The sequence below is a fragment of the Streptomyces ossamyceticus genome (assembly GCF_001418475.1).
GTDB lineage: Bacteria > Actinomycetota > Actinomycetes > Streptomycetales > Streptomycetaceae > Streptomyces > Streptomyces ossamyceticus.
This window is the reverse complement of sequence record NZ_LIQX01000320.1, coordinates 1-11,274: the sequence shown is the minus strand read 5'-3', so window position 1 is coordinate 11,274 and position 11,274 is coordinate 1. Positions and strand designations below refer to the sequence as shown.

Sequence of the window (11,274 nt, the reverse complement as noted above, 5' to 3'; positions counted from 1 at the left end):
CCCGTACCCCCGTGCAAGATCGCCCCCCGACCGTGCTTCACTGGACGGTGGCCTTTGGGAACGTCCGGTACGGAAACGGAAGAGTGGATTGAGATGCTCCGCTACACACTGATGCGCCTCGGGATCTTCGTGGGCTGCTTCGTGGTCGTCTGGGCCCTCGTCTACTCCGGCGTCGCCCCGCGCGGTCTCGGCGCCTCCAACGGCATGTGGATGATCATGCTCGCCCTCGTCGTCTCCGCGCCGATCAGCTTCGTCGCGCTCCGCAAGGAGCGCGACCGGGCCTCGGAGCGGATCGCCCCGCGCCTCGACCGTTCCATCGACCGCGTGAAGTCCAACCTCGCCGCCAACCGCAGCCAGGAGGACGACGCGGACGACGCGGCCCGTACCCCGGCCCCGGCCGGCGCCCCCGCCGAGGACACCGCCACGGGCACCGCCGCCGGGAACGCCAAGGCCGCCGGGAGCGGCCCGGACTCCGAGGACGTCAAGGCTTCCGAGGGCGTCAAGGCTTCCTAGGCGGGCCGGGACGGCCAGGTGGTCCGCCCGGAAACGGTCGGGATCTTTCCCGGCGGCCAAACCGTACGCTTGCCCGCATGGGTGCTGTGAAGAACAAACGGATGCCCCGGGCGGTACGGGAACAGCAGATGCTGGACGCTGCCGTGCGGACGTTCGGGCAGCGCGGCTACCGGGCCGCCTCCATGGACGAGATCGCCGAACTGGCGGGCGTGTCCAAGCCGTTGGTGTACCTGTACCTGAACTCCAAGGAAGACCTCTTCACCGCCTGCATCCGCCGCGAGGCCGAGGCGCTCACCACCGCCGTCCGCGAGGGCGTCAACCCCCGGCTGCCCGCCGACCGGCAACTCTGGGAGGGGCTGCGGGCGTTCTTCACCCACACCGCGCGCAACCCGGACGCCTGGGCCGTCCTGCACCTCCAGGCCCGTACGCACGGTGAACCCTTCGCCGCCGAGGTCGCGGCGATGCGCGAGGAGATGGTGACGTTCGTGACCGGGCTGATCCTGGTCGCCGCCCGCGAGGCCCGCCGCGACCCCTCCCTCCCCGAACGCGAGGTCGCCGGCCTCGCCGAGGCGCTGGTCGGCGCCGCCGAGGCCCTCGCGGCCTGGGCCAACGCCACGCCCGGTCTGACGGCCCGGCAGGCCGCCGCCACCCTCATGAACTTCGCCTGGTCCGGCCTCGGCAACCTGATGGACGGCCACCCCTGGACCCCACCGGCCGACGTGACCACGCCGTAGGCCCACCGGCCGACGTGACCGCACCGTAGGCCCACCGGGTCTGCCGGTCCGCCGGCGTCCTGTCGGAGGTCTCCGGCCGCGGGTCGGGCTGCGACCGGCGACGACGGGTAGGGCTGGTTGGCGACGCGGAGCGTCCCCCGATGCGCCGCTGACCTCCGCCAGTGACCTCTGTCGATCACTTCCGCCGGTGACCTCTGCCGGTGACCTCCGCCGACACGTCACGTACCCCCGGCGCGGATCGTAGGCGCGGCGTCATGGGGGAGGGGGAGCCGAGCCCGGCATCCCGCCGGACCCGGTGTGCGCCGCTCACTGGATCAGCGGGTACACGCTCCCCGTCACATGCACCCGCTGCCCGCCCCTCCGGTCCGTGCCGCGGAGTTCGAAGTCGCCGCCGGGGCGGCCGTCCGCCGCGTAGGTGACGGTGCTCGGGAGGGGGACCGGCGCGCGGAACTCGGCGCGGACCAGGGCGGCGGGAGGTGTGCCGTGCTCGGCGAGGCAGCGGGCGACGGTCCACATGCCGTGGGCGATGGCGCGCGGGAACCCGAACAGGCGGGCACCGAGGGGGTGGAGGTGGATCGGGTTGCGGTCGCCCGAGACCGCCCCGTAGCGCCGCCCCACGTCCGCGCCGAGCCGCCACTCGGCGAGCGCGGGGAGCGGCATGGCCGCCGGCCGTCGGCTGTCACCGGTGAGGCTCGGGGCGTCGACCACGCGGTGCCGTGCGAGGTACGTGCTGCGGGACTCCCAGGCGATCTCGTCGCAGCCGCATGCGCCACCGGTGTCCCGTACCTCCGTCACGACCGCGGCCTCGGTGCCCCGGCGGTGCGGAGTCAACCCGTCCACGTACACGGTCAGTTCGTACTCGCCGGTGGCCGGCAGCCGACGGCGGCGGGTGATCTCGATCGAGGTGTGGACGAGCCCCAGCAGGGGCAGCGGGAAGGCGCGGCCGGACATGATCCGCATGGCGAGCGGGAAACCGAGGACGTGCGGATAGGTGAGGGGGACGGCGTCCTCGCCGGTGGGGAAGCCGCAGACCCGTTCGTACGCGGCGAGACGCGCGAGGTCGATCCGTACGCCGGGCAGGACGAGCCGGTCGAGGCGGCCGACCCTGCCGTCGCCGTGCCGTGCGGCCGCGCGAGGCAGTCTGCGGCTCTTGCACGGGGAGAGCAGAGCGCCCCGCGCGAGGAGGGGCGGGAGGAGAGGCGGGCCGGTGAGGGTGAGCTGAGGCATCGGACGGTTTCCCCTTCTCCCCGGTGCGGCGCACTTCCTTACTCCCCAGTCAGGTTACCCGAGGTAAAGCTCCCGGAAGCAGGGTGCGCGAGCAGGGGAGATGAACGACCCTCAGGTAATGTGGCGCCGCCTTGACCTGCGGCGGAGCGCTGCACGACACTGCACATCCCCGCCCCCGGAACATCCCCGGACCACCCCCACACTCACACGAACCTCACACACCGGCCCCGTACGATCCGGGCACACCGACGCCCAGGAGCCGCCCGTGTCCCCCCTCGATCGCAGCGAACCCCTGCTCGTGGAACCCGAGTTGAAGCGGCTGGACGGCACGGTACGAGAGGCGTACGTCCCCCCGCTGGTCACGCCCGGCACCTACGGCTCCCTCGCGGACATCCCCTTCGACAACGCGGACCACGAGCCCGGTGCGGTCGTCCTCAGCCGCAAGGACCACGGCAGGGGCGACGGGGGCAGGGCCGATGGCAAGGACGACCGGGGCGGCGGCGCCGGGGACGGCCGAGAGGACACGAACGGCAGCGGCGGCGGCAATGGCGGCGGCACCCCCGCGGGGGACGGCGGGCGTTGGCGGGACGTGACGGCGGCCGAGTTCGCGGCGGAGGTGCTCGCCGTGGCGAAGGGCCTGATCGCCGAGGGGCTGATGCCGGGCGACCGTATCGCCATCATGGCGCGGACGACGTACGAGTGGACGCTGCTGGACTTCGCGGCCTGGGCGGCGGGCCTCGTCACCGTACCCGTCTACCCCACCTCCTCCGTCTTCCAGACCCGCTGGATCCTCCAGGACTCCGGCGCGGTCGCCCTCGCCGTGGAGACGTCCGCCCAGGCCGCCGCCCTCGGCCCCGAACTCGACCGCATCCCCGACCTCCGGCACATGTGGGTCTTCGACAAGGGCCACATGGAACGCCTCGCCGAACGGGGCCGGGACGTGTCCGACCAGGAAGTCGCCGTACGGCGCGGGGTGCTGGGCCCCGACACCCTCGCGACCCTCATCTACACCTCGGGCACCACCGGCCGCCCCAAGGGCTGCGCCCTCACCCACGGCAACTTCTTCGCCGAGGTCGACAACGCGATCGACCTCCTCTACCCGATCTTCCGCGCGAAGACCGACGAGGAGGCGTCGACCCTTCTCTTCCTCCCGCTCGCCCATGTCTTCGGCCGCATGGTGGCGATCGCGTGCATGCGGGCCCGGATCCGGGTGGGCCACTCCCCGAGCTTCCGCACCGAGGACCTGCTGGCGGACCTGAAGTCGTTCCGGCCGACGTTCCTGCTGCTCATCCCGTACGTCCTGGAGAAGGTCTTCAACACGGCCCGCGCCTCCGCCGAACGCATGGGCCGCGCCTCCTCCTTCGACCGCGCCGCCGCCGTGGCCCGCCGCTACGGCGAGGCCCTGGAGTCGCAGCAGCACGGCACCGGCCCCGGCCCCACCGCCTTCCTCCGGGCGGCCCGCACCTTCTACGACCCCCTCGTCTACCGCCGCATCCGCAACGCCCTCGGCGGCCGGGTCCGTTACGTCATCTGCGGCGGCTCCCCGCTCGGCCGCCGCCTGGCCGCCTTCTTCGCGGGCGCCGGCATCGACGTCTTCGAGGGCTACGGCATGACGGAGACCACGGCGGCTGTGACGGTCACCCCGCCGGTCCGCCCCCGCCTCGGCACGGTCGGCTGGCCGCTGCCCGGCACGCGCGTGCGCATCGCCGCCGACGGAGAGGTCCTCCTGCACGGCGGCCAGATCTTCCGCGGCTACTGGGACCCGCAGGCGGGCGGAGTCGTCCCGACGGGCCCCGACGGCTGGTTCGCCACCGGCGACATCGGGCGGCTCGACGAGGAGGGCTACCTCACCATCACCGGCCGCAAGAAGGAGATCCTGGTCACCGACAGCGGCAAGAACGTGGCCCCGGCCCCGCTGGAGAACTGGCTCCGCTCCCACCCGCTGATCGCCCAGGCCATGGTCGTCGGCGACCGCCGCCCCTACGTCACCGCCCTGCTGACCCTCGACCCCGAGGGCATCACCCACTGGCGCCAGATGAACGGCAAGCACGCCGTGCCCGCGGAACTCCTCGTGGACGACCCGGAACTGCTCAGGGTCCTCCAACGCGCCGTCGACGAGGCCAACCGCCTCGTCTCCCGCCCCGAGTCCATCCGCCGCTTCACCGTCCTCCCCGGCGGCTTCACGGAGGAGGCCGGCCATCTGACTCCGTCGATGAAGCTCCGGAGGGAGACGATCGAGGAGGCGTTCTCGGCGGAGATCGAGGGACTGTACGAGAGGTAATGACTACCGACCGGCCATCACGGCTCGGACCGACAGCCTCAGGCCCCTGCACGGCCCCGGGGTCTCAGACCGGCGGGAACGTGTCCGACGTGGTCGCTCGGGCGGCCCGGCGTCGCGCGAGCTGGTCCTGGCTCGACTCGAAGAGAGTCATGGAGGAGCTGGCCGACCGTTGCGAACTCGATCTCGACTGGGACTGGGATGCCCCGGAGGGGTGGGGCTCCCTCAGGCGCGAAGCCGAGGACGAGGCGATCGTCTCCGGGACCATCCCCCTGTGCGTTGCGCTGGCCGACTCCCCGAGTGCCCGTGCGGCGGCGGAGCTGGGCTGCGAGGTCATCACCGTGTCCTCGTGGGTGGCTCCGGAACTCTCCTGCGGTCTGGAAGTGCTCAGCGACGCGTTCGGACACCCGGAGGGATTCTCCTCGATGGACGTGGAGGAGTTCTCCGGACAGGACCTCTGGTTCGCGACGGTGTGAGGGCCCTGGCCCGCCGTGAACCATGACGGTGAGGCGGCCGTGAGGATCCGCCCGCCTACACCCCACCGGCCGGGTCGCCCTCACCCAACGCGAGCCACCAGTGACCGTCGTCCTTGACGAGGAGCAGCTCCTGCTGCCGACCCGCCTTCTCGAAGGTCACCCGGATCGGGTTGAGGTAGTCGACGGCCCCCTCCAGCACGGTCACCTCGACGTGCCCGCTCGCCGCCTTCCCGTAGGTGCGCACCGTGTCGGCGGCCGCCGCCTCGACCCCCTGGTACGAGGGTGCGGCGAGCCGGGCGAGTGCTTCCGTGTCCCCGGCCGCGAGCCGCTGGACGTAGACCCGGACGAGGGTGTCCACGTCCTCGGCGGTCTCCCGTACGTCGGGGTACCTGGACCTCTCCGCCCGCACCGTCACATCGATGCCCGGCGAGTCCGCGAGAGCGTACGGCGCACGGAACCAGTTCCACCACACGCCTCCGGCGGTGAGGGCGGCGACGAGCACACCGCCGGTACACCACAGAAAGACCCGTCTCCGCATCAGCCCCGTCCTCTCTCTGGGCCGACCGTCGGCCGTCCGTCGGCTGTCTCCCCTGTAGATCACTGCCGGACGGCTCCGGTTGCACGGAGAGCGATTCCCACCGGGATCGGCGCGGCCTCGGCTTCTTCCGCGGCTCCGGCCAGACCGACTCCAACGCGGCCTTCACCGTGCGGAATCCGACTCGTCTACAATAATTTGAAGGCAGTGGGTGAACTGAGGCGAGATGGCCGCATCGGCCCCAAGGGGACGGAGAACGTCAAGGGCGACAATTGGAAGCGTCCGCGCATCACGGGTGGTGGATGCCGATGAAGTACATTCATGCAGAGAGCCATTGCAAGACCAGTACGGATACCACCTGGATCCGCAGGCGTACTTGCAGGCTCTTCCACGACTTTCCGGCGACCTTCCCCCTGGCGCGGCGGAGTTTGCCACAGATCCCGACCACTACAACTTTCGAGGTTCTCGGTGCGTCAAGGATCTGGAACTGGGCAAGGCGACCCTCGTTGATAGCGAAGAGGGAATCTCCCTCGAGTTGGTATTGGCTCCGAATGAGTGGAAACATGAAAGCGGCTTGTGTATCCGCTACTCGGATGTCCAGTCCTTCCGTACGAATGTCGAGGAATCTGATGGCACATTGCCCCGCCTAGGTGCACTGCAGCTGGACGAGGTGCTTCCACACCCTTCAGGCGTGTCGCACGAAATTTCCTTCACCTGGGGTTCGATTCTCGTCGTTGCTGCCGACCTTGTGGCCGTGTGGGTTTAGCGAATAGGTTAGTCGCGGAACGCGAAGCCCTCGAAGGCTTATTGTCTTCGAGGGCTTTCTCTTGTTGAGTCCGACTTGTTTTTAGGGTGTCGGCTATCAGGGTTTGGAAGGTTGATTACGCGATCCTCGTGGGGGTGAGTGTATGATCAATCGCCTTGAGTTTCACGGGGTGTAGCTAAATAAATGTGCATACCGTGTAGATGGTTTCAGCGTAATGGTGTGGCCGTATTATTCGAGTCAGTTCGTGAACCGTCGTTTGGGTGGGGTGGATCTCAGGAGAGCGAAAGGTGGCCTGCGGCTAAATCGTGCTGACCTCCCACTCGTTTGGCGGCTAGCCTAAACATTGCCCGTCGGACGTTCGCAGAAGACAAGGAAAGTCGCCCACGCTGTGGGGGACAGGGTGAGGTGGGGGCCAGCGGGGTTCTTGGAGTCACGGATGTGGATGGCGTGGGGGCAGGGGGATATCTCCAGGCATTCGCCGCCTTCGCCCCCACTGTGGCTCGACTTGATCCAGGAGAGTTCCTCGACGCTCACAGTTCCCCCAACTTCTTCTCGATCAACGCCTGGGACTCGGTGGGAGGGAGTGCCATGGCCCGCATGATCCCATAGCGGTCTGCGATCTTTCGGACCTCTTCAAGGTCTGTGATCAGTCGGGGAAAGCCCTGGATCTCCGTGTACGCCACTTGCGGGTGCCTCCTGGGCGTGAGCAGGTTGAACGCCCCGTCCATGTTGGGGTGCGCTGCCTGACTGGTCGGCATCACCTGGATCTCAACGTTCCGCATGCCGCCGATCCGAAGCAACTGCCGCAGCTGCTCCGCGTGGACGGTCGCACCACCGATCGGCCGGTCCAGCACCACTTCCTCCAGCACGTAACTGAGCACGGGTGCGGGCCACTTGTCGAAGATCTGCTGGCGGTCCATGCGGTCAGCCACCCGCCTCTCGATGGTTTCGTCGTCGAGTAGCGGTCGACGGCGTGAGAACACCGCCCGCGCGTACTCCGTCGTCTGCAACAACCCCGGCACCCCCTGGTTGGCGTAGAAGTGCAGTTCGACCGCCTCCGCCTCCAACCCCGCGTAGCTGCGATACCACTCCGGATGCCGGGTCCGCGCCTTCTTCATTCCCTCCTTGATCTCCGGGATCATCGCCCGCAACAGGCCGCCCGCGTCGAGGAGTTCGTCCGCCTTCTCCAGTACCTCGGGGCGGGAGACCCGTACCCCCCGCTCCATCGCGCTGATCGCGTCCGGGCCGTAGCCGACCGCCTCGCCCAGGTCCTTCTGGGTCAGTCCGGCCCGTTCCCGCAGGAGCTTCAAGAGCTTGCCGACCGCCGTGAAGACGCCAGTTGTACCGTCGGCCTCCGCTGGAGTCTCCGGCTTCCGTTCGTGAACCGTGTCCGCCATCGATCCTGCCTTCACCCTCGTCGTGGTCACGGCCGACGACCCGACACTCGACGCACCGCACCCATACGGCTACATAGCGTCCCGCCGTCGTACCTGGTCAGGCTAGAACCGGTCGACCACGCTGAGTGACATGAGTCAGGAAATCCCCACCGCCCTCGGTGAATTCACCCAGCTGTTCACGCCCAGCCGCCGCGGCGCCCGGCTCGCGCGCCGAGTCGCCGCCCAGCGGCTGCACGCCTGGGGTATCGCCTACGGGAGCGACGTGCACGACAACGCCGTACTCGTCGTCGCCGAGCTGGTGACGAACGCCGCGATGCACGGCTACGTCTACGGGCACAGCTTCCTGCTGCGGATCGTCCGGGAGACCGGCACCCTGCGTATCGAGGTGGCCGACGCCTGCGGGACTCGGCGGCCGAGAACGCCGCGGCAGTCGGCGAGCGACGCCGAGTCCGGGCGCGGGCTGCTCATCGTGGAGGCGCTCGCCGACAAGTGGGGCGTCGAGGATCGAGCGCTCGGCAAGACCGTGTGGACCGAGCTGAGTACCGGACCGTAGGGGAGTCAGAACGACGGGCGGTCGATGATCGGCTTCAGTCGCACCTCGGTCACGTCCACCCCCTCCGGCGTGCCGAACGTCTCGATCATCGCGCCGAGGTACGTGCCGGTGACCTGGACCGCCAGGTGGTCGCCGCCCAGGACGCGCAGGTCGACCCGGGCCCGCGGGGAGCCGCTGAAGTCCGGCATGCGGTGGATCCGGGACGCCGGGTAGCCCAGCTCGGTCAGCTTGGCGTGCAGCGCCTCGTAGCTGCGGTTCGCCCCGGCCTGCCAGAAGCCGTCGTGGACGCGCCGCTGGTGCTGTTGGCCGGCGCACCGCTCCACGGCGTTCAGCGGCACCGGGTCGACGGAGACCGGCTGGGCGGAGTCGAGGTTCCCGGACGGCGACACGGACGAGGTCGCGGCGGGGCGGTCGATGACACCGCCGCTCGGCCGGACCGGGGTGCAGTAGTCCCGGATGCTCGTGGCCAACTCCACGAACCGGGTCTCGGCGTCGTCGGCCGTCGCGGCTGCGGCACTGCCCACACCGATGCAGGACAGGACGACGGCGCCGCCGAGTGCGGCCACCAGCAAGGACTTGCGCAGAGGATTCGATCGCATGCCTGAACGATGCCGGTCGCTGACGCACCCCCACATGAGTACCCGTACTCAATCCACCAGGTCCGCCGCCGTCAGGAGCCTCGTCAGGTCCGTTCTCGACCGCACCTTCAACTTCCGGTAGATGCGGGTGAGATGCGCCTCCACCGTCTTCCGGGACACGAACAGCGACGCCGCCGCCTCCGTGTTGTTCAGGCCCCTCGCGATCGCACGCGACACCTGGAACTCCTGAGGTGTCAGCTGGCCCAGGACCCCGCCCATGCCGCCGGAAACGGAACCGGAAACGGAACCGGAACCGGACCTGGTCCCGGCCCCGGACGGGGCGGTGGTCGGCAGACCCCCGGCCGCCGCCAGTTCGCTCGCCGCGCGCCGGGCCCACGGCACCGCGCCCAGGCGCTCGAAGCAGGCCAGGGCGGACGACAGAGGCGCACGGGCGGCTGCCGGGCGCCGGTAGCGGCGTAGCACCTCCGCCTCGCACAGCAGTGTCCGCGCCCAGTCGAACGGGCCCGTCGTCCGCCCGTGCGCCTTCAGCGCCGCCCCGAAGTGCGCCTCCGCCTCCTCCGGTGTTCCCGCCAGCAGGCCCCGTACGCGGGCGGCCGCCGCCTCCGCCGAGACCAGGCCCGTCTCCTTGGCCCGCTCCTCCAGCCACGCGACCACCTCACCGGCCCGCGCTGCGTTCCCGGCCCGTACGTGCGCCTCCGCCAGGTCCGCCGCGAACGGCACCACCTCCGGGTTGCCGATGCCCTGCTCCACGGCGAGTGACAACGTTTGCTCCAGCTGGTCGGCGGCCGCCTCGTGGTCGCCGTACGCCAGGGCAGACAGGCCGAGTACGGCCGTCATGTGGAACTCCTGGCAGCCGATGCCGTACGCCCCGCACTCCCGCCGCGCCCGCGCCACATGCTCTTCGCACTCCACGCGGTCGCCGCGCAGCGCCTCCAGGCGGGCCAGGCAGTACAGGGCGTAGCTGACGCAGGTGAGCTGGCCCAGTTCCTCCGCCCAGCGCAGCGCCTCCGTCAGGTCGCCGCGGGCGGACGCCCACTGGCCGATCCGCGTCTCCAGTTCGCCCCGTACGGCGAGGGTGAAGCCCAGGACCCCGACCGCGCTGTGCCGTCGCGCCGACTCCACCGCCGTGTTGAGCAGACCGCGGCCCCGCGTGAACTCCTCGACACGGCTCCACGCCTGCCCGGCGATCGCGTACACCTGCTGGTCGCGTACGGGGTCGCCCGCGCCGTGCCGGTCCGCGGACTCCAGCATCGCGCGGCCCTCGGCGGTGCGGCCGGCCATGACGAGGGCGCCGCCGAGGAGGGTGAGGCTGTACCAGCGTTCGGGGCCGGACTCGGAGGCGAGCGCCAAGGACTCCTCGGCGACGCGTACGGCCGCCGGGACATGGCCGTCGAGGCGGGCGGCGGCCGTCGCCTCGGCGAGGAGGAGGCAGGCGCGGGTCGGGTTGCTGTCGCGTACGGCGTCGGCGGCGTTCACGAGGAGGCCGTACGCCTGCGCGGTCTCGCCCTTCCACGTGTACATCCGGCCCAACAGGCCCTGGATCGCGGCGCGCATCGCCGGGTCGGGGGTGATGCGGACGGCCTCCTCGCACCACTGGGGCCCGGCGGGGGAGCCGCTGAGAAGCGCGTCGGACGCGGCGTTGAGGAGGCGCCCGGCGCGGGCGGCCGGGTCGGGGGTGAGGTCGGCGGCCCGACGCCAGGCCAGCGCCGCCTCCCCGAACGCGCTGCGGCGCCGGGCCTCCAGCGCGGCCTCCGCGAGCGCGGACGCCGTGTCCTCGTCGGGGCCGGGCGTCGCGGACGCCCGGTACCAGGCGTGCAGCGAACCCGTGCTCACCTCGGCCAGCGCCTGGAACGCGGCGTAACGGAGGGCGAGGGGGGCGCGGCCCAGGACCAGGGCGCGCAGCACCGGATGATGGAAGTCCAGGCCGTCCGCCGTCGCCGTGATCAGGCCGTCCTCCTCCGCGGGGGCGAGGGCGTCCAGCGACAGCCCGGCCGCCTCCAGCGCCTTGCCCAGCGGGCCCGCCGCCGTCGAGCGGCCGGCGGCGAGGACGACGAGCGCCCGGCGGGCCGGGTCGGGCAGCGCGTCGATACGGGTCGCCCAGGCGCGCTCCAGATGACTGCCGAGGGACGGCGGGTCCAGCAACGGCCGCTCCCCGCGCGCCTGTTCCTGCGTCAGCCCGCTCGCGATCTCCCGCAG

At 70.8% G+C, this 11,274-nt stretch carries 12 protein-coding genes; 6 read left to right on the top strand and 6 right to left on the bottom strand.

Going from position 1 to position 11,274, the window contains the following annotated elements; genetic code table 11:
- The first annotated feature begins 93 nt into the window (after window positions 1-93).
- Window positions 94-513: a DUF4229 domain-containing protein gene (locus AOK15_RS23640; protein ID WP_055520105.1), complete on the top strand. Its 420-nt coding sequence runs from the start codon at window positions 94-96 to the stop codon at window positions 511-513.
- 77 nt (window positions 514-590) lie between these two features.
- Entirely contained in the window at window positions 591-1,247 is a 657-nt protein-coding gene (locus AOK15_RS23635) for a TetR/AcrR family transcriptional regulator (RefSeq protein WP_055520103.1), read from the top strand.
- Between the two features lie 306 nt (window positions 1,248-1,553).
- Here AOK15_RS23635 and AOK15_RS23630 read toward each other — a convergent pair whose 3' ends face one another.
- The gene (locus AOK15_RS23630; protein WP_055520102.1) at window positions 1,554-2,474 is read right to left on the bottom strand and encodes a MaoC family dehydratase; all 921 of its coding nucleotides are present in this window, start codon (window positions 2,472-2,474) and stop codon (window positions 1,554-1,556) included.
- Between the two features lie 265 nt (window positions 2,475-2,739).
- Here AOK15_RS23630 and AOK15_RS23625 point away from each other — a divergent pair, with 265 nt between their 5' ends.
- Window positions 2,740-4,755 carry an AMP-dependent synthetase/ligase gene (locus AOK15_RS23625; protein WP_055520100.1) on the top strand — a complete coding sequence of 672 codons (2,016 nt, stop codon included), beginning with the start codon at window positions 2,740-2,742 and terminating at the stop codon, window positions 4,753-4,755.
- 80 nt (window positions 4,756-4,835) lie between these two features.
- Complete coding sequence (locus tag AOK15_RS23620; RefSeq protein ID WP_157870347.1) at window positions 4,836-5,228, top strand: hypothetical protein; 393 nt, start codon at window positions 4,836-4,838, stop codon at window positions 5,226-5,228.
- 55 nt (window positions 5,229-5,283) lie between these two features.
- On the opposite strand, the gene AOK15_RS23615 is transcribed toward AOK15_RS23620, so the two are convergent.
- The gene (locus AOK15_RS23615) at window positions 5,284-5,766 is read right to left on the bottom strand and encodes a hypothetical protein (protein ID WP_240508562.1); all 483 of its coding nucleotides are present in this window, start codon (window positions 5,764-5,766) and stop codon (window positions 5,284-5,286) included.
- A 292-nt stretch (window positions 5,767-6,058) separates the two neighbouring features.
- Here AOK15_RS23615 and AOK15_RS42590 point away from each other — a divergent pair, with 292 nt between their 5' ends.
- On the top strand, window positions 6,059-6,529 hold the full coding sequence (locus AOK15_RS42590; RefSeq protein ID WP_240508561.1) for a hypothetical protein: 471 nt from the start codon (window positions 6,059-6,061) through the stop codon (window positions 6,527-6,529).
- A gap of 336 nt (window positions 6,530-6,865) precedes the next feature.
- On the opposite strand, the gene AOK15_RS42585 is transcribed toward AOK15_RS42590, so the two are convergent.
- Together AOK15_RS42585 and AOK15_RS23610 are read right to left on the bottom strand one after the other, a co-directional pair.
- A complete protein-coding gene (locus AOK15_RS42585) occupies window positions 6,866-7,063 on the bottom strand; it encodes a DUF397 domain-containing protein (protein ID WP_079058647.1) in 198 nt (65 codons plus the stop codon).
- Entirely contained in the window at window positions 7,060-7,926 is an 867-nt protein-coding gene (locus tag AOK15_RS23610) for a helix-turn-helix domain-containing protein (protein WP_055520096.1), read from the bottom strand. Before AOK15_RS23610 ends, AOK15_RS42585 begins: the two co-directional genes overlap by 4 nt.
- Window positions 7,927-8,056: 130 nt before the next feature.
- Here AOK15_RS23610 and AOK15_RS23605 point away from each other — a divergent pair, with 130 nt between their 5' ends.
- On the top strand, window positions 8,057-8,479 hold the full coding sequence (locus tag AOK15_RS23605) for an ATP-binding protein (RefSeq protein ID WP_055520094.1): 423 nt from the start codon (window positions 8,057-8,059) through the stop codon (window positions 8,477-8,479).
- A 5-nt stretch (window positions 8,480-8,484) separates the two neighbouring features.
- Here the strand turns inward: AOK15_RS23605 and AOK15_RS23600 are convergent, their stop codons facing one another.
- Both AOK15_RS23600 and AOK15_RS48335 read right to left on the bottom strand, forming a co-directional pair.
- Window positions 8,485-9,078: a hypothetical protein gene (locus AOK15_RS23600; protein WP_055520092.1), complete on the bottom strand. Its 594-nt coding sequence runs from the start codon at window positions 9,076-9,078 to the stop codon at window positions 8,485-8,487.
- Between the two features lie 48 nt (window positions 9,079-9,126).
- Window positions 9,127-11,274 (bottom strand): helix-turn-helix transcriptional regulator (locus AOK15_RS48335; RefSeq protein WP_055520090.1); only part of this gene is annotated, 2,148 nt, incomplete at its 5' end.